Genomic DNA, 26,705 nt, shown 5'->3' on the forward strand with positions numbered 1-26,705 from the left:
ATGCATCCACTCAGCCACGCCTGAAGGATGGAGAGCCGGAAGCCATGGTCTCGGCACTCGTCGTGGTCTCCCTCGTTCTGACCGGGCTCGTCGCGGGGACGATGACTATTGGCCTCGTCGCGGTTCGACCCGCGTTGCACTCGCTGCCCACAACCTCATATGTGCTGGTCAAGCAGGCCTTCGACATCAGTTACCCGAAGCTGATGAAGCCGCTTCAGATCACCAGCCTGCTCTCGGCCGTGGCCCTGACCGTGGCCGCGGCGGTGGATGGCGCGACCACCTCCGCGATCTTCGCGGCGGTGGCCTCGGCCGCGGTTCTCACCAACATCCTCGTCACCGTGCGGGGTGACCTTCCGATCAACAACGCGATGGCCAGCTGGGAGCCGGAGGCGCCGCCGAGTGACTGGCAGGACCAGCGTGCCCGCTGGGACTTCTTCAACTCGATCCGGACGACCGCCGCCGTCAGCGCTCTGGTGCTCCTCGCCGTGGCGGCAACCGCCGCCTGATACAGCACCCTGGCCGGTACCGAGTCCTGGCCTCCCCCCGCTCGACGCCGGTGCTCGAACGCGGCCGGGCCCCCGAACGCGGAGGCCCGGTGGGGCGAGTCCGAAGGGTGAAGGATTTCGGTCGCTGGGACGACCGAAATCCTTCCTTCTTGCGGATTAGCAGATGACTCCGCAGCCCTTTTATCCGACTTGTCATGGATTTTCGACATGGCCAGCAGAAGCGTTCGATGGCGAAGACCGGCCAGGGAGCCGCACCGACAACCTTTCGACCACGCGCAGTCAGACCGCGGCGCCAGGCCACCTCGCAGCGCCAGCGCGCGGAACCAGCGCGCAGCGCCACCGCTTCCGGCCACCGCGGGGCCCGGCGGGAATGTGTCCGTCCACCCGAACGCTGGAAAAGCAGGTGCCCGCACGCGGCGTCCCGGGCACAATGCTCCCCCGGGAGCCCCGCCACGCCACGGCGGCGCCCACCCGCCTCGGCGCGGGCGGAGTGTGACCGGTCGGGTAGTCCGCTGGTCGCCACCCGCGTCCGCCGAGGCAGCCAGGAACGCCGATCCGACGACCGCCCGGGACACACGCTGCCAGTGATCTCTCCAGCCGAATCGCCGCCGCCGCGGCTGTCGGAGCTGCGCGCTCACCTCCCCCGGCTGATGGCCGTCGACGCGCATCGCCTCGGCCGCCGCCTCGACCGGGCTCGCAAGACGCGGGACGCCGGCGCGCGCGAGTCCTCCATCGCACGCATCGCGGCCGACGTCGAAGCCGCACGCCTTCGGGTCGCGACGCGGCAGGCGAGCGTGCCGCTCATCCACTACCCGGAGGAGCTGCCCGTCAGCCAGCGCCGGGACGAGCTCCTGGCCGCCATCCGTGACCACCAGGTCGTGGTCATCGCCGGTGAGACCGGCTCGGGAAAGACCACCCAGATCCCCAAACTGTGCCTGGAGCTGGGCCGCGGGGTGCTCGGCATGATCGGGCACACCCAGCCACGGCGGATCGCGGCACGCACCGTCGCCGAACGGATCGCGGCGGAGCTGGGCAGCACGATCGCGGGGCGCGACCAGCGGATCACCGCCCCCGCGCAGGGCCGACCCGACCAGCCCAGCCAACCCGCCGAAACCGACCAGCCCGACCCAAACGATCTAACCGATCTAAGCGATCCAAGCGATCAGCCCGACCAGCCGGGTGGCGCGGCCACTGACGGCCTGGTGGGTTATCAGATGCGGTTCACCGACCGGGTCGGGCCCACCACCCTCATCAAGCTGATGACGGACGGCATCCTGCTCAACGAGCTCGCCGCCGACCGGATGCTGCGCCAGTACGACACGCTCATCATCGACGAGGCGCACGAGCGCAGCCTCAACATCGACTTCATTCTCGGCTACCTGCACGGGCTTCTCCCCCGCCGCCCGGATCTCAAGGTGATCATCACCTCGGCGACGATCGATCCGCACCGGTTCGCCCGCCACTTCCACGGAGCGCCGGTGATCGAGGTGTCGGGCCGCACCTATCCGGTGGAGATGCGGTATCGACCTCTCACCGGTTCCGACGGCGGCGACGCCGGTGACCGCGGTGACCGCGGTGACCGGCACGATGGCTCGGATCGAAGCCCCGCACGGGAGCGGAACCGCGACCGGGACCGGGACCGGGACCGCGACCGGGACCGGGACCGGGACCGCGCCAGGGACCGAGGCCGGGAGCGGGAGCCCGACCGGGACAGCGAGCGGGACCAGGTCTCGGCGATCTGCGACGCGGTGGACGAGCTGTGTGCCGAGGGACCGGGCGACATCCTGGTGTTCCTCAGCGGCGAGCGCGAGATCCGGGACACCGCGGAGGCGCTGGCCCGGCAGGACCGCCCGGCCACCGAGGTGCTGCCGTTGTACGCGCGGCTGTCCTCGGCCGAGCAGCACCGGGTGTTCAGCCCGCATACCGGGCGGCGGATCGTGCTGGCCACGAACGTCGCCGAGACGTCGCTGACCGTGCCGGGCATCCGGTATGTGATCGACCCCGGGCTCGCCCGCGTCTCCCGGTACAGCCATCGGACGAAGGTGCAGCGGCTGCCGATCGAGCCGGTCTCCCAGGCCTCGGCGAACCAGCGCGCCGGCCGGTGCGGGCGGACGTCCGACGGTATCTGCATCCGGCTGTACGCCGAGGACGATTTTCTCGCCCGGCCGGCCTTCACCGATCCCGAGATCCTGCGGACGAACCTCGCGTCGGTGATCCTGCAGATGGAGGCGCTCGGCCTCGGCGAGATGGCCGACTTCCCGTTCCTCGACGCACCCGAGACGCGCCAGATCACCGACGGTGTTCGGCTGCTGACCGAGCTTGGCGCGCTGGTCGAGGAGGCCGAGCCCGGCCGGCGGCTCACCCCGGTCGGGCGCAGCCTGGCGCAGCTTCCGGTCGATCCGCGGCTGGCCCGGATGGTGCTCGCCGCCGGCGAGCTCGGCTGCCTGTCGGAGGTCCTCGTCATCGCGTCGGCGCTGGCGATCCAGGACCCGCGGGAACGGCCGGTGGAGCAGCGCGCCGCCGCCGACCTGGCCCACGCCCGGTTCACCGACCCGACGTCGGACTTCGTGTCGATCCTGAACCTGTGGCGACATCTGCGCACCGCGCGCGAGGAGCGGTCGTCCAACCAGTTCCGCCGCCTGTGCCGCACCGAGTTCCTGAACTACCTGCGCATCCGGGAGTGGCAGGACGTCCACGGCCAGCTGCGCTCGATCGCGCGGAACCTGGGGCTGACGCCGAACGAGAGCCCGGCGGACGACCGGTCGCTGCACCAGGCGCTGCTGACCGGGCTGCTGTCCCACATCGGCCGCTACGAGCCCGAGAAGAAGGACTACCTCGGGGCACGCGGTGCCCGGTTCGCGATCTTCCCGGGTTCCGGGCTGGCCCGCCGGCGGCCGGCGCGGCCGGAGAGCCCGCAGGCAGCCGGCGCGGACGCCGGTGGCGCGGGCGGCGGGGCCGACGTGGGCCCGGACGCCCAGGGCGACCGGCGTGGGCCCGGCATCCCGACCTGGGTGATGGCCGCGGAGCTGGTGGAGACGTCCCGGCTGTGGGCCCGCACGGTGGCGCGGGTCGAGCCCGACTGGGTCGAGCCGCTGGCCGAGCATCTGCTGCGCCGCACCTACAGCGAGCCGCACTGGTCGCGCCGGCAGGCGGCGGCACTGGCCTACGAGAAGGTCACGCTCTACGGCGTCCCGTTGGTGACCGCGCGGCTGGTGCAGTACGGCCGGATCGACCCGGTGGTGAGCCGGGAGCTGTTCGTCCGGCACGCGCTGGTGGAGGGCGACTGGAACACCCGGCACGCGTTCTTCCAGGCGAACCGGGAGCTGCTCGCGGACGTCGAGGAGCTGGAGCACCGGGCCCGGCGCCGCGACATCCTCGTCGACGACCAGACGCTCTACGACTTCTACGACCAGCGGATCCCCGCGGACGTCGTCTCCGGCCGCCATTTCGACACCTGGTGGAAGGCGACCCGGCGCACGCAGCCCGACCTGCTCGACTTCTCCGCGGCGATGCTGGTCAACGACCGCGCCGGCGCGATCCGCACGCAGGACTACCCGGACGTCTGGGTCGCCGGCGAAGTGGAGCTGCCGCTCACGTACCAGTTCACGCCCGGCGAGGCCGCCGACGGCGTGACCGTGCGGGTGCCGCTGCCGGTGCTGGGGACGCTGCCGGCCGAGCCGTTCACCTGGCAGGTGCCCGGGCTGCGCGAGGAGCTGATCACCGCGATGATCCGCGGGCTGCCCAAGGTCGTCCGGCGCGGCTTCGTGCCCGCGCCGAACTACGCGCGGGCCGTGCTCGACCGGATCACCCCGGACGACCATCCGCTGGCCGACGCGGTCGCGGCGGAGCTGCACCGGATGAGCGGGGCCGCGCTGCCGCCCGGGGTCTGGGCGCCGCCCCGGCTGGTGGAGATGCTGCCGCCCCATCTGCGGATGACGTTCCGGGTGGTCGACGACCGCGGGGCGACCCTCGCCGAGGGCAAGGACCTGGCGGAGCTGCGGGCCCGGCTGCGGCCGAAGACCCGGGCCGTGGTCTCCGCCGCCGCCGCGGGGGTGGAGCGTTCGGGCCTGCGGGCCTGGGAGATCGGCACCCTGCCGACGGTGATCGAGCGCACCCGCGGCGGGCATGTCGTGCGGGCCCATCCGGCGCTCGTGGACGAGAGCACGTCGGTGTCCGTCCGGGTCTTCGACAACCCGGACGAGGCCGACGCCGCGATGTGGGCCGGCACCCGGCGGCTGCTCCTGCTGGGCGTGCCATCCCCCGTCCGGGGCATCATCGGTCGGCTGCCGAACGCGGCGAAGCTGGCCCTGAGCAACAATCCGCACCGCGACGTCAGCGACCTGCTGGACGACTGCGTCGCCTGCGCCGCGGACACGCTGCTGCGCCGGGCGGGCGGGCCCGCCCGGGACGAGGCCGGCTTCGGGGCCCTGCTCGAGGTCGTGCGCGCCGAGCTGCCGGAGCGCTCGTTGGCGGTGGTGCGGGCCACCGAGCGGGTGCTGGCGCTGGCGCACCAGGTCGACCGGAGCCTGCGCACCCTGACCAGCCCGGCGTTGCTGGCGACCACGGCAGACCTGCGCGGCCAGCTCGACGACCTGATCCACCGCGGCTTCGTGACCCGGACGGGCTTCGAGCGGCTGCCCGATCTGGAGCGCTATCTCACCGCCGCCACCCGGCGCGTCGACCGGCTGCCCGGCGACGCCGCCCGGGATCGCCAGCTCACCACCCGGGTGGGCCATGTTCTGACGGCCTACCGCGAGCTGGTCAAGGAGCTGGGCCCGGCCGCCGCCGCGGCGGAGCCCGTCGCGGCGGTCCGCTGGATGATCGAGGAACTGCGGGTGAGCCTGTTCGCGCAGGCGCTGCGCACGCCGTACCCGGTCTCCGAGGAACGCATCTACCGGGCGATCGACGGCCTTCGTCATCCCTGACGGCACCGGGTCTGACGACAACGGGTTTCTGACGACGCCGGGTCGCCGGCTCCCACGACTGCGGGCCGCCGCCGGCTGGCGTTGCTGCCCGACAAGATCTGCGGCTTTCGGTCGTTCCAACGACCAAAAGCGGCAGATCTTCGAACCGCGGCCGTGGGGTATGGATGGGCGGCTCGCCCGCCGACCGCACCCCGCGGATGACCATCGGGCGCCACCCGGGGTGGCGGTGCCGCCGCGGCCCGCATCACGGCTGGTAGGGCCGTCAGCACCGATCCGAGGCGCTATTACGATGACCTCGGCCGCGGCCCCGCGGCGAAGTCAGCGACATACATCTATCTGCCTGTATCTGCCTGATCGAGAGCCCGGGTGGGGGGTGCAGTGGCGTTCGGCCACCGACGAGTCATCGCGCTCCTCGTCGCCGTCGGCCTGCCACTCGCAGCCCTCCTCGCGACACAGGTCGCGCTGGAGGCGACCGGCTTCCCGTCCGCGACGAGCGCCGCCTCCGCCGCGCACGTGGTCGCCGAGGCCTCCCCGGGCACCGCGACCGCCCCCGCGACGGGCACCACGACCGGTGCGGCGCGGCACGCCGCGGCGCCCGAGGGCACCGCCGCCGCCAAGTCGGGGGCCTCGGCCTCCTCATCAGCTGGGACCGTGGCCGCTGGGACCGCGGCCTCGCCCACCAGCGGTGCGGCGTCGTCGACCGTGACGCCGGCCGCCACCGCCGCCACCGCCGCGGCGGGCGCCACCTACACCGAGCTCGTCACACTGGCGTCCGGGCGCAGCTACGACCTGCACACCACCGTCCAGGCGGGGCAGCGCAGACCGCTGGTGATCCTCCTTCACGCGTACCTGCACGACGCGGCCGCGATGCGCGACCTCAGCGGCGCGACCCCGTATTCCGACGAGCACGGATTCGTCCTCGCCTACGGGCACGCAATCGACGGGGCCTGGAACTCCGGCACCTGCTGCGCGGGTGTGAACGGTGTCGACGACGTCGCCTACCTGCGAGAGCTCGTGGCGGACGTGGAACGACGAACCCCGGTCGACCCGGCCCGGGTCTACGTCTGGGGCTACTCGAACGGCGGCATGATGGCGGCGCGGGCCGTCTGCGAGGCGCCCGAGGTCTTCGCCGCCGCCGGAGTCGTCGCCGGCGCGCTGCTCGTGCCCTGTCAGCAGGCGCCCATTCGGATGATGCACATCCACGGCACCCAGGACACGACCGTGCCCTGGCGCGGAGGCTGGTCGGACTACGTGAAGGTCACGTTCCCCGACTCACGCACCGAATCCTCGCGGGTGACCAGCTCGTCGGTGGTGGTCGGTGTGCCCTGGGACGGCGGTCACGACTGGCCGTGGTGGGCCACCGGGAAGCTCTGGGAGTTCTCCTCCCAGCAACGCCTGGCCAGCCAGCAAGGCGTGGACGGCGACGCCGACGACGCCCTTCCCGGCACACCCTGACCGGCCACCGACCCGGCCCGACCCACCCCGGCCCGCCACAGCGGCTCCAAGATCCGAGGATTTCGGTCGTCCCCACGACCACGATCCTCAAGTCCTGTCCGGCGGCAGCAGCCGGCCGGAGCTCGGGACCTGTCCGGCAGGCTCACACAGCGGCGGGCGGCTCTGTCACGCGGCGGCGCGCGGCGCGCAGGCGGGCGGCGGCGTCCTCAGGCGTGATGTCGCGCTGCATCCCGGCGAACAGGTCGTAGCCCACCACGTGCTTGCGCACCGTCGGCGACCGCAGCAACGGCGGGTGGAAATGGGCATGGAGCTGCCAGTGCTCGGTCGCCTGCCCGGCGGAGCCGTTGTGCGGGCCCGGGGCGGAATGCCAGCCCATCGAGTACGGAAAGGGACTGTCGAACAAGGCGTCATAGGTGCGCAGCAGCGAACGCAGCACGCCTGCCAGCGAGTCACGCTCCGGGCCGGTCAGGTCGTGCAGCAGGCGCACCGGGCGGCGGGGCAGCAGCAGCGTCTCGAAGGGCCACAGCGCCCAGTAGGGCACGACGACGACCCAGTGGTCGTCCGCCACCACCACCCGGCTCGGACCGGAGGCCGCGCCCGCCGCGTCGAGGTCGGACTCCAGCGCCGCGTAGTCGACGAGCAGGGAGGTCCCCTGCGCCTGCAGGTAGGCCCGCTGGGAGCGGTCCTCGGTGGCCGGCAGGTCCGGCATGAACGACGACGCCCAGATCTGGCCGTGCGGATGCGGGCTGGACGCGCCCATCGCCGCCCCGCGGTTCTCGAAGATCTGCACCCACGTCCAGGTACGGGCCAGGTCGCGCTCCTGGTCGGCCCAGGTGTCGACGACGGCGCGGACCCGCTCGAGGGGCAGGCTGGCCAGGGTGAGGTCGTGGCGTGGGTCGAAACAGACGACGCGGCAGGTTCCCGCACCCGGAGCCGCCCGCAGCAGCGCGGACGCCCGGGCATCGGACATCGGCGCCGCACCGTCCGCCATGTGCGGCAGCGCACCGTTCGCCGTGTTCGGCGCGGCCTCACCCAGCCAGCCGCCCGGCGCGTCGGAGGATCCGGGCCGCAGCGCCGGAAAGTCGTTCTCGAACACGTAGACGCCGTCGTAGTCCGGATTCCCGATGCCGGAGGCCCGCGCGTTTCCGGGGCAGAGATGACATTCGGGATCGTAGGCGGGGAGGTCGGTGGCGACCTTCTCCTCGCCGCCGCGCCACGGGCGCGCGACCCGGCCCGCCGACACGAGAATCCAGCGCCCGGTAAGAGGGTCGAAGCGCCGATGCGCGCCTTCGCCGGCCGCCTCCGGCCCGCCGGCCGCCTCCGGCAGGGCCAGCACACCGGGCTGCGCGCCCGCACCGTTCGCGCCCGCACCGTTGGGAGCTTCACCGTTGGGAGCTTCACCGTTCGGAGCTTCACCGTTCGGGGCTGCACGGTTCGGACCCGTACCGCTCGAGCCCGGACGGCCGTCCGGCACGGGACCGTCATCTGATCGGGGAACCGCGGCAAGCACGGTCAAATCGTAGCGAGCCCGGAGTCAGGCCGCCGGCCCAGAAACCTAAAGCTCACTTCATGTTGACCGCTGTACGGTCGGGAAATGGACGCCTCGGACGCCATGACCCTCGGTGAAGTCGTGCGCCGCAGTGGTTTCAGTGCCTCGGCGCTGCGTTTCTACGAGCGGGAAGGGCTGCTGAGCACAACACGGACCAGCGGCGGCCAGCGCCGGTACCCGCGCCACGCCCTGCGTCGGCTGGCCTTCATCCGCGCGGCCCGCAACGTGGGGCTCAGCCTGGACGAGATCCGCGAGTCGCTGCAGCGCCTGCCGGCCGAACGTACTCCCACCAAGGCCGACTGGACCGCGATCTCGCGGGCCTGGCGCAGCCGGCTCGACGAGCAGATCGAGGCACTGGAACGGCTGCGCGACGGCCTCGACACCTGCATCGGCTGTGGCTGCCTGTCGCTGCGGCGCTGCCACATGTCGAACCCCGACGACCACGTCGCCGTCTTCGGCCCCGGGGCCGTGGCGCTGCCGCCCGCATTGCGACGCCGCGCCGATCGGCACTGAACACCTGCCAGTACGCTTTCCGTCGCTTCCGCCCCACGCCTTGCGGTAGGCAGATTTCGTCCACGAGGTCCCGCGGGCGAGATCGGCAGCGGTTTGCGACGAGGAGGAGTCGATGGTCGACGCGCACAGCGCGTTCACGTCGAGCGGTGAAGGTGTGCACACGGGTGCGGGCGAGCCGCTCGCCCGCCGGGACACGAGCAGGCGATCACGCCCCGCCGACCGGGCGGGTGGGGACGTCCTCGGGGATCTCGCCGCACTGGCCGTGCGCAGCGGCCAGGCCGCCCGCCCGGATCGTCGGCGGCGCCCGACGATCGTGGGCTTAGGCGGGACGACCCGGCCGGAGTCGGCGTCGTTGCGCGCGCTGGAGACGGTGCTGCGGTCCATGGCCGCGGCGGGCGCGGAGACGGTGCTGCTCGGCTCGGTCGACATCGACCTGCCGATGTACGTTCCGGACCAGGTCGAGCGCACTCCCGCGGCTCGCCGGCTGGTCGCCGAGATCGCCCGGGCCGACGCGGTGGTGATCGCCACTCCCGGCTACCACGGCGGTGTGTCGGGGCTGGTCAAGAACGCGCTGGACTACCTGGAGGATCTCCGGGACGCACCGCGCCCCTACCTCGACGGACGTGCCGTCGGGCTGATCGTCTGCGCGGACGGCCCCCAGACGGCGGGCACCACTCTCGCGGCGCTGCGTTCCTCGGTCCACGCGCTGCGCGGCTGGCCGACTCCCCTCGGCGTCTCGATCGACACCTCCACGGCGCCCTTCGGCGCGGGCGGCGAGGTGCTCGACCGGCGGGCCGCGAGCCATCTGGAAACGCTTACGGACCAGGTCATGGGCTTCACCTACGCCTGGTCGCAGGTCATCTGAGCCACCTGGCCAGCGGAGCGCGACCTGAGCGAGCGCAGCGGCCCGTTGGAAGGCTCTGGACGCCTCGTTGCGCCGCCTGGCCGCGTATCCGCGGTTGCTCCGGACGGGTGTGTGCGGCCTCGCCCCGGCGTGGCCGCAGATCCCCGAAAACTGTGCGTAGCGTTAGGTAAACGCCACACCAGCGGATTCTCGACTCACCTGCCGTAGGGATCACATCCGGACAGGGCTACCGTGGCGTGGCTTTCCGGGGTTGCGCGGGTGCCTGCGCCCGACACGCCGCCCCGCCAGCCCGCCAGCAGCACAAGGAAGGACTAGCCGGTGAGACGAGGTCTGGGCCTGCGGCTCGGCGCAGCCTGTATCGGAGCCGCGATGGCTCTCGCCGCCTGCGGTGGGAGCGACGACAGCAGCGGGGCGGCCTCCGATGGCACGGCCGCCGGATCGGGCACCCCGGTCAAGCTCATGGTCATCGCACCGGTCGGGACCACCGGCAGCAACTATCCCGAGCTGGTGGCGGCGGCGAAGGCGGCCGCCCGCGCGGTGAACGTCCGCGGCGGGATCAAGGGCCATCCCGTGGAGATCGTGCACTGCAACGAGAAGAACGACGCCGCGGCCGCGAAGGAATGCGCCCAGCAGGCCGTGGACGAAAAGGTCCTGGCCGTCGTGTCGGCGGTTTCCGGCTCCGGTGGGATCATGCCGATCCTGGAGCAGGCGGGCATCCCCGCCATCGGTTCGGCCGGCATCGCCGCGGATGGCTCCGAGCTCAGCTCGAAGGTGAGCTTCATGCTCAGCCCGCTCACCTTCTACCCGGCCGTCTGCCCGTCGCTGCTGCGCAAGGCCGGCGCGTCGAGCATCGGCCTGGTCGGGTACGACCTGTCCTACAGCGACCGGCTGATCACGATGGCCCAGGCGGGCGCGCGGGCAGTCGGCACACCGCTCGCCCCCGAGCTGCGCATCCCGATCTCCACCAGCGACTTCACCCCGACCGTCACCCAGCTCACCAGGGCGAAGGCGAACGGGGCGGTGCTCGTGGTGTTCGACCAGGCCGCCTACGCCGTGATCAAGGGCGCCGGCACCAGCCTGCGGACCTGCCACGCGGCCGGCACTCTCTCGGAGAAGTACCTGGCCAGCCTCGGCGCGGCCGCCGACAACCTCGTTGTCGCCAGTCCGTTCCCCGAGCTCAGCCAGCAGGGCGAGTTCCCCGAGCTGGCCCGGATGATCTCCGAGCTCGACGCCGAGGAGAAGGCCGGCGACGCTGACGCCGCCGCCGACCTGCGCTCGGCGACCGGGACCACCGCCGCCTGGCTTTCCGTGCAGGTGGCGGAGAAGGTCGGCAACGCCGTCCCCGGCGAGCTGACCTCGCAGGCCCTGCTCGACCAGCTGGGGAAGACCAAGGGGCTCGACCTCGGCCTGGTTCCGCCATTGGACTTCACCACCCCGAACCCCGTTCCCGGCGTCGAGCGGGTCTTCAACACGACGATGCGCGGTGCCCGGTGGGACAGCGCCACCGGCGGGTTCGTGTCGCTCGGGCCGGAGACCTACGACGCGATGACCCTGCTGAAGCAGGGCGCCTCCTGAGCAGGACGTCCTGAGCGCGAGGGCGGGAACGCAGGGCGCGGAACAGGGCGGGGGCGGTCCCGGCTGAACGGGGCCGCCACCGCCCGCGCTCAGGCGAGCGGAAGGTAGGCGCCGAGCAGGAGGTCGGGGTTCTCCCGCGCCTGCCGCGCCGGGCCGGACCAGGAGATCTGCCCGTGCCGCAGGACGACCACCCGATCCGCGACGGCGAGGGCGCTGCGCACGTGCTGCTCGACGAGCAGCACGGCCAGCCCCCCGTCGGCCGCGGCCCGGACGACACCGAGCAGCCGTTCGGCCAGGCGCGGGGCCAGGCCGAGGGACAGTTCGTCGGCCAGCAGCGCGGCGGGGCGGCGGGCGAGGGCCCGAGCCAGGGCCACCATCTGCTGCTGTCCGCCGGAGAGCAGCCCGGCCCGTCGGTCGAGATGGCTTTCGAGCTCGGGGAACGTCTGCAGGGCCAGGCCGACGTCCGCGCGGCCGATCCGCAGGTTCTCCCGAACCGTGAGATTCATGATCACCGACTTGTCCTCGGGGACGAGGGCGAGCCCGGCCCGCGCGCGCTGGTGCAGCGGCGCGGTGGTGATCTGGCCGCCCCAGCGGACGACGCCGGCGCGCGGCTGCAGCGCACCGCTCAGGGCCAGCAACGTCGTCGTCTTGCCGGCACCGTTCGGCCCGAGCAACGTGACGACCTCGCCTGGCCACAGCTCCAGGTCGAGGTCACGCACCACCGGCCCGGCATCCCCGTAGCCGGCCGACAGCCCGCGCGTGCTCAGGACGGGTGTGCCGCTCCGGGATCCCGCGTCGGCGATCGCGCGCAGCCCCCTGTCGGGGGTCATCGTCTGGTCCCGGCGGCCGGGCCGGACGAGCCGGCCGGGCCGGACGAGCTGCTTGCGACGGCCGGGTCGGCCGGTCCCAGGTATGCGTCACGCACCCGTTCGTTGACGCGGATCTGGCCGGGCGTGCCGCGCGCGATCACCTCGCCACCGTCGAGGACCACGACCTGGTCACAGATCCGCATCACCACCTCCATGTCGTGCTCGTTGAGCAGGATGCCCAGGCCCCAGTGGTCCGCGAGCCGGCGCAGCAGCGTCGCGACTCCCGCGCTCTCGTTCTCGTCCAGCCCCGCGCACGGCTCGTCGAGGAGGAGGACGGACGGGCAGGTCGCGACGGCGCGGGCAATCGCCAGCAGGCGGCGGCGGCCGTAGGGCAGCTCCGACACCGGGCGGAGCAGGTCGGCGCGGAGCCCGAACGCCTCGACCGCGGCCGCCGCGGCGGCCGGCAGCGGACGGGCCCGGGGCAGCACGAGGTCCCCCAGGTAGGCACGGGCGTCCCGCGGGTCGCAGGCGGCCTGGATGTTCTCCATGACAGTGAGGTCCTCGAAGAGCTCCAGGTTCTGGAACGACCTGCTGATCCCCGCCCGGGCGCGCAGGTGGGCCGGCAGGCGGTCGAGACGGGCCTCGCCGAGCATCAGCGACTGCGAGACCGACCCGGTGTAGCCGGTGATCGCGTCAATCACTGTGGTCTTTCCGGCGCCGTTCGGACCGATGACGCCGACGATCTGGCCAGGCTCCACCCGCAGATCGACGCCGCGGATCACTTCCACCGCGCCGAAGCGCACCGAGAGCCCCCAGGCGGAGAGCGTCGCTGGTCGGGCCGGATAGCCGACCGATCCCACCTGGCGCATCGGCCCGGTCTCCAGCCCGGTGGCCACCGGCCCCGCGGGAGCAGTCGGCTGGGCCGGGGCAGCGGGCTGGGCGGGAGCAACCGGAGCGGCGCGGACTGCCGGACCAGCCGGACCAGCGGCGACGGTGCCGATCGCCGGTACCGCGCCGAGCAGCCGGGTGACCCGGGCGGCGTCCGCGGCCGCGCGCCGCTCGAGGGCGGCCGGGAAACGGCGCTCGAGCACGCGCCGGGCGGTGCGGGCGTTCTCCGGCGCCATGCCGCCGCCCGACCGGGACAGCACGGTGACGAGCACCAGACCGCCGATCAGCGGGACGTAGCGGTCGAGATCCGCGAGCCAGTCGACGATGCGCCCGCCCGCCGCGAAGGCGACGCCCGCGCAGACGGCGGCCGTCAGCCAGGGCAGCGCACGCCCGGCCAGGCGCCCGGCGCCATGCGGCCCGGGCTCGCCCGCGCCCGGCGCCGGCTCACCCGTCGCCCAGTTCTCAGGCCTGCCCGCCGGCCCGCTCGCGGGCCCGCCCACCGACCCGCCCACCGGCGCCGGCCGGCGCGGCGCGACGGCGCGCCCGAGGGCCAGGCCGATGATCGCGGCGAGAGCGGCCAGCAGCAGCCGCAGGACGGCACCCAGCTGCGCCAGCAGGCTTCCCACCCAGGCGCCGACGCGGGTCGCCAGCGCGTCGGCGGCCATCGTCGCGCCGGCGAAGGCACCGCTGGTCCAGCCGACCCCGCCCACCACCGCGTAGGCGATCAGCAGGATCGACGCGAACGGCGAGAACAGCCCGCCGCCGTAGTCGATGTTGCCCCGCTCACCGTAGGCGTAGAAGGCGTACAGCACCCCGCCGAAGCCGGCGATCGCCGCCGAGAGCGCGAAGGCGTAGATCTTCGCCCCGACGACGCTGATCCCGAGGGCGGCCGCCGCACGCTCGTTCGTCCGCACAGCGATCAGCCGCCGGCCCGCCCGCCCGCGCCGCAGGTTCGCGACGAGCAGCGCCAGCACGGTGAAGGCCAGCAGGGACAGGGTGGCGAAACCACGCGGGTCGGAGACCTTGTCCAGGTGGACGCCGAGGAGGGTGGCGTCGCCGACCTCGGTGCCCTCCAGCCTGGAGAGGTCACCGAACAGGTCACCGAGCGGGCTCGCGGGCGCGGGCGAGTGGTACCCGCGCTGGAACAGCAGGGCGTCCACCGCGGCGCCGAGGCCGAGGGTGACGACGGCGAGCTGCAGGCCACGGGTCCGCAGCGCCGGCAGCGCGAACAGCACCCCGACGAGCGCCGTCCCGGCGACCCCGACGACGAGCGCCGCCTCCAGCGGCCACCCCTGCACCGCCACGAGCCGTCCGGCGATCAGGGCCGCCGTGCCGGAGAAGGCGAGCTGGGCGAGGGAGAGCTGGCCGGTGAAGCCGACCAGCACCACCACCGAAAGGATGATCATGGCCCAGATGGCGTTCGCGTTCAGCGCGTTCACCCAGGGCGCCGGCAGCAGCCACCAGATACAGACGAGCGCGCCGGCCACCGCGGCACCCAGCGCCCGCCAGTACACCCGGCCGCTGCCCAGCGACGGATGACGCTCGGCGACATGCCCGCGGTCGGGAATCCCGCGCCCGCGCACCGCCAGATAGAACACGATCACCGCCAGCGGAACGGCCCGGTCCACACCCCGCCAGACGGGATGGTCCGCCACCAGGTGAACCTGCAGCTCCAGCTCCACCGCGGCGAGCGCCAACGCGCCGACGAGCACCGCCGGCAGTGATCTGAACCGGGCGACCAGGGCGACGGCCAGGCCCGGCACGATCAGCAGCATCAGCCCACCGGCGGACAGCGGGTTCTGCAGCGGCGCCAGCAGCACACCGCCGAGCCCGGCCAGCGCGGACCCGGCGAGCCAGGCCCAGCTCGCCACGGCGTCCGGCGACCAGCCCAGGGTCGCCGCGGCCCGTGCGTTCTCCGTCACCGCGGTCGCCGCGAGCCCCAGCGTGGTGAACCGGAACACCGCCCACAGCCCCGCCACCACCACGACCACCACCGCGAGGCGGGTGAAGACGTCCACACCCACCGCGGTGTCGAACAACGTCACCTTGGACGTCGGCAGGACGGTCGGCGAGTTCCGCACGTCGCTGCCGTACATCAGCGTCAGCGACGACTGGATGACGATGAGCAGTCCGAGCGTGGCCATCAGCCGCAGCACGGCCGTCGCCTGGCGCATCGGGCGGAGCACCAGGTGCTGGAAGGCGACCCCGATGGCCATCGTGGAGCCGACGGCGAGCAGCGCCGCCAGTGCCCGCGGCAGCCCCCAGACACTGCTCGCGCCGTGGAACGCGTAGGCGGACCAGGCCAGCAGTGCACCCTGCGCCATGTTCAGGACACCGGCGCCCCGCTGCACCACCACGACACCCGTGGCGACCAGTGCGTAAAGGGCACCGGTGCCCAGGCTCAACAGGACGTAGCCCATGACGTCGTTCACGGCCACCACCTCGCATCACACCGGTGGCCGGTGTCTGCCTGCGCTCAAGGAGGGCCACGAGCGCCTCCGGACATGGCCCACGAACGCGCCGTGGACCCACCTGATCAACGCGAACAACCCTGATCACGGATCACGGTGACAGCTGGGAACGTATGGTCACAAAGACCTGCTCGGCAAGCAAACCACCCACAATTTGCGATCTCCGGCCCCGCCCGGCCCGATTCGCGGTCGGCGTGGTCAGGACGTTCGGCTCGGCGCCGCCACCGGAATCGGACCTACGCCACATCCGCCACAGGCCCCGCGCACACCTGTCGGTGGCACCACGGCCGGGTACCTGAGCACCTCTGCACCCGGAGGATCACCTGGGCGACCCGAAGACCTGCGTCCAGTAGACGCCGTACTCGCCGCCCTCGACCCGGCCGACGCCGAGCTGACGAACCTGCGGCCGCAGGATGTTCGCCCGGTGCCCCGGGCTGTCCATCCAGCCGGCGACGACCTCGCGTGCCGTCCGCTGACCGGCGGCGATGTTCTCGGCGACCACCGAGTAGTCGTAACCGGCGGCCCGGACCCGGTCGGCGACGCTGATCCCCTCCGGGGTGTCGTGGGCGAAGAAGCCGCGGGCGGCCATGTCCGCGCTGTGCCGGGCGGCCGCCGCGGCCAGCCGGGGCTCGGCGGTCAGCGCGGCCAGCCCCGCCCGGGCGCGTTCGGCGTTGGTGAGCGCCAGCACCTCGGCGAGGACGTCCCCCGGGGCCGCGGGCGGCGGAACCGGCACCGACCGCCCGGAAGCGGGCACCGGCACCGACCGCCCGGGAGCGGGCGCCGGGGGCGAGTCGTCCACGTCGACGCCGAAGTCACGGGCGAGGCCGGCCAGCCCGTCCGCGTACCCGGCGCCGAGCGCTCGCAGCTTCCAGCCCGGCCCGCGCCGGTAGATCTCGGCGATCTGCAGGACCGTCTGGGTGCCGAGCGGCGGCGGGCGCAGGGTGGCGACGGTGCGGCCGGCGGCGCTGACGGTCGCCTGCGGCGATGGCAGCCGGCCGAACGGCGTGACGCCGTCCGCCGGGCTGGCGACGAGCACGACCCGCTCGGCACCCGGGCGCAGCCGGCTCAGGTCGAGCTCGATGGCCGGCGAGCCCGGCGTGGCACGCAGCATGACGCCCGGTGCCGACCGCTGGTTGTAGAAGACCATGTCCCGATCGCCGGACACCCGCCCGTCCGGCCCGAGCACGAGCGCCGAGAGATCGAAGGGGCCCGGCAGCTCCATGGAGATCACGGTGCCGGACAGCTCGGTGTTGGCTCCGGACACGAGCTCCGCCATCTGGCCTCCTGCTCCTCGGTGCCGCCGCACCGCCCGCACCGCCCGCCCGCACCGCGCGACCGCACCGCCCATCCGGGCCAGAGCCCGCCACCGGCTACAACGAGTGGCCGGGCCCGAGGTTCCCCGGGCGCAACCCGGCCAGGTCAGACCGCCCGCCAGGCGATCCGCCAGACCGCCCGTCAGACCACCCGACCGCGCAGGACGACCAGATCCGGGGCGCGCAGCACGCGGACGTCGGCGGTGGGGTCGGCCGGGTACACCACGAGATCGGCCGAGGCGCCCTCGTCCAGGCCCGGTCGGCCCAGCCAGCGGCGGGCGTCCCAGCAGGCCGCACCGAGCGCCGCGCGGGGCGGGAGCCCGGCGGCGACGAGCTCCGCGACCTCCTCGGCGACCAGGCCGTGGGGCAGCGAGCCGCCCGCGTCCGTGCCGGCGTAGATCGGGATGCCCGCCTCGAAGGCGCTGGCGACCGTGTCGTACCGGCGGGCGTGCAGGTCACGCATGTGCCGGCCGTAGGCGGGGAACTTCGCCTCGGCACCGGCGGCGATCTGGGGGAAGGTCGCGATGTTCACCAGGGTCGGCACGATCGCGATGCCGCGCTGGGCGAACAGCCCGATGGTCTCGTCGGTCAGCCCGGTCGCGTGCTCGACGCAGTCGATGCCGGCGAGGGCGAGATCGACCAGCGAGCTCTCGGCGAAACAGTGCGCGGTGACCCGGGCTCCGGCCGCGTGGGCGGTCTCGATGGCCGCACGGGCCGCTTCCGCCGGCCAGCAGGGCGCCAGATCGCCCTGGGCCCGGTCGATCCAGTCGCCGACCAGCTTGACCCAGCCGTCCCCGCGGCGAGCCTGCTCGGCGACCTCGGCCGCGAGATCGCCCGGCTCCACCTCGGCGGCGTAGCCGCGCAGGTAACGCCTGGGGCGGGCGATGTGCCGGCCGGCGCGGATCAGCCGCGGCAGCTCCGGCCGCTCGTCGATCCACCGGGTGTCCGACGGTGATCCCGCGTCGCGCAGCAGCAGGGCGCCGCTGGCCCGGTCGGTGAGGATCTGCTCCTCGGCGGTCCGGGCGTCGGTGGCGCCGGTGGAGACGAGCCCGACATGGCAGTGGGCGTCGACCAGGCCGGGAACCGCCCAGCCCGAGACGGTCCGGACGTCCCGCGACGCGGCGCCGACCGGCGCGGTGAAGGTCACCCGCCCGTCGACGACCCAGAGGTCGTCCCGCACGTCCTCGGGCCCGACGAGAACCCGCCCGGTGATCCGCAGTGTCGGCGTGGTGGTCACGCCACCATCCTTCACCCGGGTCGGACCGCCACCATCACCGCGCCCGCCCGGTAGCCCGTGTTCGGCGAGTCGCGATTTCGGCCGTTCCAACGACCACGATCCTTCTTTCTTGCGGGTCGCCAGGCAGCCCTGCGCCCCTTTTGTGCCCCTTGAGGCGAATTTTCGGCGCCGCCTACGTGATCCGGTCCGGGGCTCAGATGTCGAGGGACGACTCGATGGTGCGCAGCCGGTGCCGGGCCATCGCGAGGTTGGCGCGCGACTTGTCGAGGACCAGGTAGAGGAACAGCCCCCGCCCGGTGTGGCTCTGCAGCAGGCGGATCAGGTGGTACTGCCGCCCGAGGGTGATCAGGATGTCCTCGACGGTGTCGGCGAGCCCCAGGCTCTCCATCGTCCGGATCTTCGCCCGGATCAGGTCGGTGTTGCCGGCGGCGGCCACCTCCAGGTCGAAGGTGTGGCTGCTGCCCAGGGTGCCGAGGGTCATCCCGCTGGTGAAGTCCACCAGCGCGACCCCGATGGCGCCCTCGGTGGCCATCGCCTCCTTGAGGGCTACGTCGACGCTGTTCACAGTTCCTCCCGCACGAGTCTCCCGAGCGTTCGGAGCGTCACGCTCCGAGAGCTCCCACGAGCTTTCCGGCTGCGCCACCGCGGCCACCGCTGCCACCGCTGCCACCGTGACCTTCGACCGCTCGGTCCGGGTGTTCTCCGCCCGCCGGCGCATCCCGGCCCACAGGCCGATGCGCTCGGCCCGATCGCCGAGCACGGTCACGTCCACGCACCCACCTTCGGGTGCACGAACCCGTCACCCACCGACAAAAGCTCTGATCTCGGCAACGCTAGCCAGGTCCGGATCACCCACGAACGGCAATGATCACAATTGAACGAAAAATCTGACCGTATGGCGTAAGCCCGCGGCGGTCAGCCCGCCGGCAGACGGACGACCCGCCACCACACGGTCAGCCCGGCAGCAGATCGGTTCCAGGCGGGAGGGTTCCGGCCGCGGCCGTGCTCTTCAGGTAGGCCCGCAGGCTGCGCCGCAGCTCACGGGCCGCCTGCGGCGGCTCGACATCGCGCCGGTGCGCGAGCCCGATCGTCCGGTGCAGGCCCGGCGGGGCGAACGAGGTGCTGCGCAGCCGCTGCCGCCGGGCGACCATGCTCGGGATGACGGCCGCGCCCAGACCGGCCTCGACGAAGCCGACGACCGCGTCCATCTCCCCGCCCTCGATGGCGAACGTCGGCTCGAACCCGCCCAGCCGGCAGGCCCCGACGGTGAACTCCCGCAGGTCGTAGCCGCGGCGGAACATCACCAGTGGCCGCCCGCGCAGGTCGCCCACCCGCAGCTGGCCGTCCCGTGCGGGTGGCGGCGAGTTCTCCGAGGTGACCAGGACGAGGTCCTCGCGCAGCAGCGGAGTCGTCGACAGCGCCGGGTCTGAGCTGTGCAGCGGCAGGATGATCAGCGCGAGGTCCAGGTTCCCCTGCGCGAGGTTACGGACGAGGTCACGGGAGCCGCCCTCCTCGACGATCAGCCGGATACCCGGGTACTCCCGGTGGAAGGCGTAGAGCACGTCGGGCAGGAAGCCGGTGCACAGGCTGGGCGTCGCGCCCAGCCGGACGGTGCCGGTGCGCAGGTCCAGCAGCTCCTGCACCTGGCGGCGGGCCGTCTCGGTGTCGGCGAGGATCCGACGTGCCAGCGGCAGCAGGGTCTCACCCGCCACCGTCAGTGTGATGTTCCCCCTCATTCGGTTGAAGAGTGGACTTCCGAGCTCCTGTTCCAGGGCACGGATCTGTTGCGAGAGGGAGGGCTGCGCCACGTGCTCACGCTCTGCCGCATGAGTGAAATGCCTGGTCTCGGCGACGGCGACGAAATACGCAAGCTGATGAAGCTGCACACCTAAGAGTAGCCGAGGATAGGCAGAGGCTATCGAGCTCAGGTCCATCATGTCTTGGACCACTCGGGAACTTATCCCTAGGGTTCGCAGCGTGGCTGTAACGAACGACGCGCGGCCTACGTCCCCCGTAGGCATCTTCTGGCGGTCGACCATCGGCAAGAAGGCCGTGATGGCCGTCACCGGAGCAGTGATGCTGCTCTATCTACTCGTCCATATGCTGGGCAACCTGAAGATCTTCTTCGGTCGCACCAGCTTCGACGAGTACGCGCACTGGCTGCGCACGATCGGCGACCCCGCGCTCCACGGAGCCTGGTTCCTCTGGATCATGCGGGCCGTCCTGACGGTGGCAGTCGTGCTGCACGCGACGTCGGCCTACCAGCTCAGCCGGCGTGACCTCAAGGCCCGGCCGCAGAAGTACTCACACCGGCAGCGCCTCGAGGCCAGCTACGCCGTGAACACGATGCGGTATGGCGGCATCGTCCTCGCCCTGTTCATCGTTTACCACCTCCTCGACTTCACGGCTCTGACGCTGAACCGCAACGGAGTCGAAGGCGCCGCTTACGACAACGTGGTGTCCAGCTTCTCTGTGTGGTGGGTCACACTTTTCTACATCATCGCCATGCTAGCGCTCGGACTACACATCCATCACGGATTCTGGAGCGCTGCTCGTACCCTCGGCGTGCACAGCGCGGCACGGGAGAAGAACCTTAAGATCGCCGCGACCGTTCTGGCGGTTCTCATCGCGGCGGGCTTCATGGTCGTTCCCATCGCCGTGCTGGCCGGATTGGTGGACTGAGATGCCTGAGACGACGTCTCTCGGCTCCGGTGGAAGCGCCTACTGGACGGTTGGCGACGACATCGCCGACACCGCGGCACCCGACGGTCCGATCGAGACCCGCTGGGACCGCCGCAAGTTCTCCGCCAAGCTGGTCAACCCCGCCAACCGCCGCAAGCACACCGTGATCGTGGTGGGCACCGGCCTCGCCGGCGGCGCGGCCGGCGCGACGCTGGCCGAGCAGGGTTACAACGTCATCCAGTTCTGCTTCCAGGACTCGCCTCGGCGCGCGCACTCGATCGCCGCGCAGGGCGGCATCAACGCGGCGAAGAACTACCGCAACGACGGCGACTCCGTCTACCGGCTGTTCTACGACACGGTCAAGGGCGGCGACTTCCGCGCCCGCGAGTCGAACGTCTACCGGCTCGCCCAGATCTCGACGCAGATCATCGACCAGTGCGTCGCCCAGGGCGTGCCGTTCGCCCGCGAGTACTCCGGCCTGCTCGACACCCGCTCCTTCGGTGGTGTGCAGGTCCAGCGCACCTTCTACGCGCGGGGCCAGACAGGCCAGCAGCTGCTGATCGGCGCCTACCAGTCGCTGTCGCGCCAGATCGACGCCGGCAACGTGGAGATGCACCCGCGCACCGAGATGCTCGACCTGATCGTGATCGACGGCAAGGCCCGCGGCATCGTCGCCCGCGACCTGGTCACCGGCAAGATCACGCCTTACCTGGCGGACGCGGTCGTGCTCGCCACCGGCGGCTACGGCAACGTCTTCTTCCTCTCCACGAACGCCAAGGGCTCCAACACCACGGCGACGTGGCGGGCGCACCGGCGCGGCGCGCTGTTCGCCAACCCGTGCTACACGCAGATCCACCCGACCTGCATCCCCCGTTCCGGGGAGTACCAGGGCAAGCTCACGCTGATGAGCGAGTCGCTGCGTAACGACGGCCGCATCTGGGTGCCCAAGCAGAAGGGCGACACCCGCTCGCCCGACCAGATCCCCGAGGCCGAGCGCGACTACTACCTGGAGCGGATCTACCCGGCCTTCGGCAACCTGGTCCCGCGTGACATCGCGTCGCGTGCGGCGAAGTACCAGTGCGACGACGGCCGCGGTGTCGGCCCGGGTGGCCTCGGCGTGTACCTCGACTTCGCCGACGCCATCAGGCGCATGGGCGAGGACAAGGTCCGCGAGAAGTACGGCAACCTGTTCGAGATGTACGAGCGCATCACCGGCGAGGACCCCTACAAGGTCCCGATGCGGATCTACCCGGCCGTCCACTACACGATGGGCGGGCTGTGGGTCGACTACGACCTGCAGAGCTCCATCCCCGGCCTGTTCGTCGTCGGCGAGGCCAACTTCTCCGACCACGGCGCGAACCGCCTCGGCGCCAGCGCCCTCATGCAGGGCCTGGCCGACGGCTACTTCGTGCTGCCGCCCATGCTCGGCAACTACATCGCCAGCACCAAGCTCGGCTCGGTCAGCCTGGACGACCCCGCGGTGACGTCCGTCATCGGCGATGTCACCGGCCGGCTCGGCCGCCTGCTGGAGATCAACGGCGACCGCACCCCCGACTCGTTCCACCGTGAGCTCGGCGAGCTCATCTGGGACGAGTGCGGCATGGGCCGCACCGAGGCGGGTCTGCGCAAGGCGCTCGCCCGCATCCCGGAGCTGCGCGAGGAGTTCTGGCGTCGGGTGAAGGTGCCGGGCGACTCCGGCGAGCTGAACCAGTCGCTGGAGAAGGCGAACCGGATCGCGGACTTCCTCGAGTTCGGCGAGCTGCTGTGCATCGACGCCCTGCACCGGGCCGAGTCCTGCGGCGGTCACTTCCGTGAGGAGAGCCAGACCCCGGACGGCGAGGCACTGCGCGACGACGAGCACTTCGCGTACGCGGCGGCGTGGGAGTACACGGGCGGGGCCCCGGTGCTGCACCGGGAACCGCTCCAGTTCGACTACGTCCACCTGGCCCAGCGCAACTACTCGTGATCCTCGCTGCCGGCCGTCGCCCGGCCGCCCCCGTCGGGGCGGCGCGGTGGCGGCCGGCTCCGGGGGCACCCGCTCCGGGGGTTACTCCGGGGGCACCAGCCGCCTGTGCATCCGCCCCTGCCCCTGTTTCCTGCCATCCGCTTCCACAGCGCCGCAGGCGGCGCGATCACGGACGTCCGCACGCCGCGCGACGAGCCACACAGCACTCGAAGGAGCCCCGACCGTGAACCTCACCCTTCGGATCTGGCGGCAGCGCGGCCCGGAGGACCGCGGTGCCATGGTCACCTACGAGCTGGCAGACGTCAGCCCGGACATGTCGTTCCTTGAGATGCTCGACGTGCTCAACGAGCGGCTCATCCTCGAGGGCGAAGACCCGGTGGCCTTCGACCACGACTGCCGCGAGGGCATCTGCGGCATGTGCGGCATGGTCATCAACGGCCAGGCGCACGGCCCGCGGGACCGGACGACCACCTGTCAGCTCCACATGCGCGAGTTCGCCGACGGCGACGTCATCGACGTCGAGCCGTGGCGTGCCGCCGCCTTCCCGGTGATGCGCGACCTGGTCGTCGACCGTTCCGGTTTCGACCGGATCATCGGATCGGGCGGTTACATCTCGGTCGTCACCGGCAGCGCCCCCGAGGCGCACGCGACGCCGGTGCCGAAGCCGATCGCCGACGCCGCGTTCGACAACGCGACCTGCATCGGCTGCGGTGCCTGCGTGGCGGCCTGCCCGAACGGCTCGGCGATGCTGTTCACCTCGGCCAAGGTCACCCACCTCAACCTGCTGCCGCAGGGCGCGCCGGAGCGCGAGAGCCGGGTGCGCGACATGGTCGCGCAGATGGACGAAGAGGGCTTCGGCGGGTGCACGAACACCGGCGAGTGCACCGTCGCCTGCCCGAAGGGCATCCCGCTGACCAGCATCGGCAACCTCAACCGCGAGTACCTGCGGGCCCTGACCAAGCGGTAGCCAGCCGCACCCGCGGTCGCACCCGCACAACCCCCGCCCACGGACGGCGGCCGGCACGTTCTGTGCCTGTCGCCGCCCGTGGGCGGGCCCTTTTGGGCCAGCTCACCCGGGCCGGACGGCTGAACCGCCCGCGCGGGGGAACATCTGGGGCGTGGACCCTCGTCCCCCGTCTGGTTTGTCTGTTGATCCGCGCCCGGATCAGGTGGCGGTCGTCGGTGCCGGCATGGTCGGCCTCTGCACGGCCTGGTACCTGCAGGAGCGCGGTGTGGGCGTCACGGTCCTCGAACGTGACCGGGTGACGCCCGGTCCGGTGCACGGCGGCGCCGGTGCGTCCTGGGGCAGTGCCGGATGGCTCACTCCGGGCCTGGCCACCCCACTGCCCGAGCCGGCGGTGCTGAGCTACGGGCTGCGGATGTTCCTGCGCCCGGACTCCCCGGTGTTCCTGCCGCCCGCCGCCGACCCCGTTCTCGCCCGCTTCCTCACCGGGTTCGTCCGGCACAGCACCCAGGCCCGCTGGCGCCGGGCGATGCGCGCCCTCTCGTCGCTCACCCAGCGCAGCCTGGAAGCCTTCGACGAGCTCGCCGACGGCGGAGTCGCGGCACCGACCAGGGCAGCCGCCCCGTTCCTGGCCTGTTTTCAGGACCGGGCCGGCGCCGAGGCGTTCCGCACCGAGCTCGACGAGGTGCGCCACTGCGGCCAGCCCGTCGACGCCGAGGATCTCGACCCGCTGACGGCTCGGGACCTGGCACCGCTGCTGTCCGACCAGATCACCGACGTGATCCAGATCCACGGCCAGCGTTACTGCGATCCCGGCCGGTTCGTGGCCGCGCTGGCCGACGCCGTGCGCGAGCGCGGTGGGGTCATCCGGGAGGGCATCACCGTCGACAAGGTCATCGACCTGGGCTCCCGGGTGGTGCTGACCATGGCCGACCATGCCAGTCCGCCGGTGCGGTTCGACGCGGTGGTGCTGGCGGGCGGGGCCTGGCTGTCACCGCTGGCGGCCCGGTTCGGCGTGCGGACCGTCGTGCAGGCCGGGCGCGGCTACAGCTTCAGCGTCGCGGTGAAGGAGCCGCCCACCGGGCCGCTCTACTTTCCCGCCGCCCGGGTGGCGTGCACACCGATCGGCGCCGAGCTGCGAGTCGCCGGAATGATGGAGTTCCGCCGACCGGACGCACCGCCCGACCCGCGCCGCATCGACGCGATCGTCACGGCCGCGCGCAGGCTGCTGCGCGGTGTCGATCTCGATGCCCGCGCCCTGGAGTGGGTGGGGCCACGGCCATGCACCCCGGACGGGCTCCCCCTCATCGGGCCGACGCTCTCGCCGCGGGTGCATGTGGCCGGGGGGCACGGCATGTGGGGCATCACCCTGGGGCCGATCACCGGCCGGCTGGTGGCGGAGACGCTCGTCGACGGGCGCCTGCCCGCCGAGCTGGCTCCGTTCGATCCGCTGCGCCGCGGTTCCCTCTGATCGTCGCTGACCGGCGCCGACGGCTGGCATGGCGACGGGCCGCCCGCGCTCTACGCGGGCGGCCCGTGCCTTTCATGGGTGGCACCGGATGCACCGTGAATCAACCAACGGTTCCGGTTGTCCTGACCACGGCCCGTGGCCGCGTGTCCGCGCCACGGCTGCGGACGATCGTCCTCAGTCGCCGGGTTGGATCATTATTCCACCCTGGGGATGTGGTCTCTGTCCCCCGCTGGTTGTCCGTCCAGGTCAGCCCTGCACCCGGCCGGCCAGCCGACGCCGCCGGGCGGCAACCCGGAGGAGGACACCGCCACCGAGCAGCGCGATCGCGATCGACATCATCGCGCCGGTCTCGACACCGGTGAAGGGCAGCGCGCCAGCGCCAGCACCAGCACCGGCACCGGCCGCACCGACCCCGGCTCCACCGACGCCCACGCCGACGACTCCACCAGCGATGATGCAGTCACCGTCCCGGCGCCGGTCCTTGTCGTTGAACAGACCATCCTTGTCGTTGAAGCGGTCGTCCTTGTCGTTGAAGCGGTCGTCCTTGTCACCATCGGCCAGCGGAGTCACCACCGGGGCGGCAAGGCCGTCACGGTGCACGCGGTCCTTGTCGTTGAAGTCCTTGTCGTTGCGGATGTTCTTGTCGTCGAAGTCCTTGTTGCGGTCCTTGTCGAAGTCCTTGTTGCGGTCCTTGTCGAACCCGTCACCGAAGCAGGAACCGTTCCCGTCCCGGAACCGGTCCTTGTCGTTCCGGTCCAGGCCCCAGCGGACCCAGTCGCTGATCAGATCAGCCGCCACGATCGGGTCGATCCCACCCTGGCCGAGACCGATGACGGTGACCTTGGCGGTGACGACCCGGGTCTTCTTCCACGGATGGACGACGGACGCGAGCCCACCCGGCGAGTCCTCGGCCGGGCTGTCCACCGCGGCGGGTGGCTGGACGTCGCTGGTGGTCGGCGGAACGTCGACCACCGGGCCACCGGCGTCCGGACCGCCGAACGATGCGCCGTCGACGGGCAGATCGTCCGCCGGCGGCGTCCCCTCGTCGTCGAACCCGTCACCGAAGCCGTCGTCGAACTCGTCGCCGGCCGGGTCAGTGAACGTGTCGCCGCCGGCCGAGTCGGAGAACTCCTCGTCGTCTGCGCCGAACGCCGTCGTGGGCCCGCCCGCCACGCCCACGCCAGTGAGAATGTGGGTGCCCACGGTGCCGGGTGTGATCTGCTGGCTAAAGCGCCCGGAGCCATTGACGAAGGCCGAGATGGTGCTGATTCCGTCGATCTGAATGTCGACTGATGTGTTCGGCCGGAATCCACATCCACTGAAGGTCGTGTGCTCACCCAACAGGAGAAGGGATTTGGTGACATGACCTTCCCCGCTGCCTCCGGCACAGGAGACAGGTGGGTAGGGCGTGTCCTTGTCATCGAATGCCGTCGCCGGAGAAGCCGGCAGCGCAGCGAGCGCCAGCCCGCCGCCCGCTACCAGCGCGACGCCGAGAGTTCGGAACTTCATTCAGATA

Annotated in this window: 18 protein-coding genes; 10 read left to right on the forward strand and 8 right to left on the reverse strand. The window is 72.1% G+C overall.

The window, feature by feature from the left end:
- The first annotated feature begins 44 nt into the window (after positions 1-44).
- The 3 genes from ACG83_RS04885 (at position 45) to ACG83_RS04895 (ending at position 6,886) form a co-directional block, all read left to right on the forward strand.
- Positions 45-506 (forward strand): DUF1772 domain-containing protein, encoded by a 462-nt coding sequence (locus ACG83_RS04885; protein WP_054564898.1) that lies wholly within the window; start codon positions 45-47, stop codon positions 504-506.
- Positions 507-1,156: 650 nt separating this feature from the next.
- Positions 1,157-5,431 (forward strand): ATP-dependent RNA helicase HrpA, encoded by a 4,275-nt coding sequence (hrpA, locus tag ACG83_RS04890; RefSeq protein WP_054565425.1) that lies wholly within the window; start codon positions 1,157-1,159, stop codon positions 5,429-5,431.
- 366 nt (positions 5,432-5,797) lie between these two features.
- On the forward strand, positions 5,798-6,886 hold the full coding sequence (locus ACG83_RS04895) for a PHB depolymerase family esterase (RefSeq protein WP_235497654.1): 1,089 nt from the start codon (positions 5,798-5,800) through the stop codon (positions 6,884-6,886).
- 142 nt (positions 6,887-7,028) lie between these two features.
- Here the strand turns inward: ACG83_RS04895 and ACG83_RS04900 are convergent, their stop codons facing one another.
- Complete coding sequence (locus ACG83_RS04900; protein WP_054564900.1) at positions 7,029-8,222, reverse strand: UDP-glucose--hexose-1-phosphate uridylyltransferase; 1,194 nt, start codon at positions 8,220-8,222, stop codon at positions 7,029-7,031.
- Between the two features lie 258 nt (positions 8,223-8,480).
- Between ACG83_RS04900 and soxR the strand changes: the two genes are divergently transcribed.
- The 3 genes from soxR (at position 8,481) to ACG83_RS04920 (ending at position 11,388) form a co-directional block, all read left to right on the forward strand.
- Positions 8,481-8,948: a redox-sensitive transcriptional activator SoxR gene (gene soxR, locus ACG83_RS04910; protein WP_054564902.1), complete on the forward strand. Its 468-nt coding sequence runs from the start codon at positions 8,481-8,483 to the stop codon at positions 8,946-8,948.
- Between the two features lie 112 nt (positions 8,949-9,060).
- Positions 9,061-9,813 (forward strand): NADPH-dependent FMN reductase, encoded by a 753-nt coding sequence (locus ACG83_RS04915; protein ID WP_054564903.1) that lies wholly within the window; start codon positions 9,061-9,063, stop codon positions 9,811-9,813.
- Between the two features lie 318 nt (positions 9,814-10,131).
- Entirely contained in the window at positions 10,132-11,388 is a 1,257-nt protein-coding gene (locus ACG83_RS04920; protein WP_054564904.1) for an ABC transporter substrate-binding protein, read from the forward strand.
- Between the two features lie 89 nt (positions 11,389-11,477).
- Here ACG83_RS04920 and ACG83_RS04925 read toward each other — a convergent pair whose 3' ends face one another.
- The 6 genes from ACG83_RS04925 to ACG83_RS04950 all read right to left on the reverse strand — a co-directional run bounded on the left by ACG83_RS04925 (position 11,478) and on the right by ACG83_RS04950 (position 19,992).
- Complete coding sequence (locus tag ACG83_RS04925; protein ID WP_054564905.1) at positions 11,478-12,218, reverse strand: ABC transporter ATP-binding protein; 741 nt, start codon at positions 12,216-12,218, stop codon at positions 11,478-11,480.
- Positions 12,215-15,517, reverse strand: coding sequence for an ATP-binding cassette domain-containing protein (locus tag ACG83_RS04930; RefSeq protein WP_054564906.1), 3,303 nt, complete (start codon positions 15,515-15,517; stop codon positions 12,215-12,217). Before ACG83_RS04930 ends, ACG83_RS04925 begins: the two co-directional genes overlap by 4 nt.
- Before the next feature lie 358 nt (positions 15,518-15,875).
- On the reverse strand, positions 15,876-16,832 hold the full coding sequence (locus ACG83_RS04935; RefSeq protein WP_054564907.1) for a CAP domain-containing protein: 957 nt from the start codon (positions 16,830-16,832) through the stop codon (positions 15,876-15,878).
- 179 nt (positions 16,833-17,011) lie between these two features.
- On the reverse strand, positions 17,012-18,106 hold the full coding sequence (locus ACG83_RS04940) for an amidohydrolase family protein (RefSeq protein WP_054564908.1): 1,095 nt from the start codon (positions 18,104-18,106) through the stop codon (positions 17,012-17,014).
- Positions 18,107-18,299: 193 nt separating this feature from the next.
- Positions 18,300-18,671 (reverse strand): hypothetical protein, encoded by a 372-nt coding sequence (locus ACG83_RS04945; RefSeq protein ID WP_054565426.1) that lies wholly within the window; start codon positions 18,669-18,671, stop codon positions 18,300-18,302.
- A 388-nt stretch (positions 18,672-19,059) separates the two neighbouring features.
- Entirely contained in the window at positions 19,060-19,992 is a 933-nt protein-coding gene (locus ACG83_RS04950) for a LysR family transcriptional regulator (protein WP_054564909.1), read from the reverse strand.
- A 91-nt stretch (positions 19,993-20,083) separates the two neighbouring features.
- Between ACG83_RS04950 and ACG83_RS04955 the strand changes: the two genes are divergently transcribed.
- From ACG83_RS04955 to ACG83_RS04970, 4 genes are all read left to right on the forward strand, one after another.
- Positions 20,084-20,788, forward strand: coding sequence for a succinate dehydrogenase cytochrome b subunit (locus ACG83_RS04955; RefSeq protein ID WP_076826691.1), 705 nt, complete (start codon positions 20,084-20,086; stop codon positions 20,786-20,788).
- 1 nt (position 20,789) lies between these two features.
- Positions 20,790-22,754, forward strand: coding sequence for a fumarate reductase/succinate dehydrogenase flavoprotein subunit (locus tag ACG83_RS04960; RefSeq protein ID WP_054564911.1), 1,965 nt, complete (start codon positions 20,790-20,792; stop codon positions 22,752-22,754).
- 223 nt (positions 22,755-22,977) lie between these two features.
- The gene (locus ACG83_RS04965; RefSeq protein WP_054564912.1) at positions 22,978-23,721 is read left to right on the forward strand and encodes a succinate dehydrogenase/fumarate reductase iron-sulfur subunit; all 744 of its coding nucleotides are present in this window, start codon (positions 22,978-22,980) and stop codon (positions 23,719-23,721) included.
- Between the two features lie 202 nt (positions 23,722-23,923).
- The gene (locus tag ACG83_RS04970; RefSeq protein WP_083473022.1) at positions 23,924-25,189 is read left to right on the forward strand and encodes an FAD-binding oxidoreductase; all 1,266 of its coding nucleotides are present in this window, start codon (positions 23,924-23,926) and stop codon (positions 25,187-25,189) included.
- A 246-nt stretch (positions 25,190-25,435) separates the two neighbouring features.
- On the opposite strand, the gene ACG83_RS04975 is transcribed toward ACG83_RS04970, so the two are convergent.
- Entirely contained in the window at positions 25,436-26,698 is a 1,263-nt protein-coding gene (locus tag ACG83_RS04975; protein ID WP_054564914.1) for a hypothetical protein, read from the reverse strand.
- Between the last annotated feature and the right edge of the window lie 7 nt (positions 26,699-26,705).

This window comes from Frankia sp. R43, assembly GCF_001306465.1.
In the GTDB taxonomy this organism is placed as follows: domain Bacteria; phylum Actinomycetota; class Actinomycetes; order Frankiales; family Frankiaceae; genus Parafrankia; species Parafrankia irregularis.

What these genes read in the sequence shown, in the direction of transcription:
- ACG83_RS04885 (WP_054564898.1), top strand. Translation starts at nt 45, where the DNA reads ATGGTCTCGGCACTCGTCGTGGTCTCCCTCGTTCTGACCGGGCTCGTC.
- hrpA (WP_054565425.1), top strand. Translation starts at nt 1,157, where the DNA reads ATGGCCGTCGACGCGCATCGCCTCGGCCGCCGCCTCGACCGGGCTCGC.
- soxR (WP_054564902.1), top strand. Translation starts at nt 8,481, where the DNA reads ATGGACGCCTCGGACGCCATGACCCTCGGTGAAGTCGTGCGCCGCAGT.
- ACG83_RS04915 (WP_054564903.1), top strand. Translation starts at nt 9,061, where the DNA reads ATGGTCGACGCGCACAGCGCGTTCACGTCGAGCGGTGAAGGTGTGCAC.
- ACG83_RS04925 (WP_054564905.1), bottom strand. Translation starts at nt 12,218, where the DNA reads ATGACCCCCGACAGGGGGCTGCGCGCGATCGCCGACGCGGGATCCCGG.
- ACG83_RS04935 (WP_054564907.1), bottom strand. Translation starts at nt 16,832, where the DNA reads ATGGCGGAGCTCGTGTCCGGAGCCAACACCGAGCTGTCCGGCACCGTG.
- ACG83_RS04960 (WP_054564911.1), top strand. Translation starts at nt 20,790, where the DNA reads ATGCCTGAGACGACGTCTCTCGGCTCCGGTGGAAGCGCCTACTGGACG.
- ACG83_RS04975 (WP_054564914.1), bottom strand. Translation starts at nt 26,698, where the DNA reads ATGAAGTTCCGAACTCTCGGCGTCGCGCTGGTAGCGGGCGGCGGGCTG.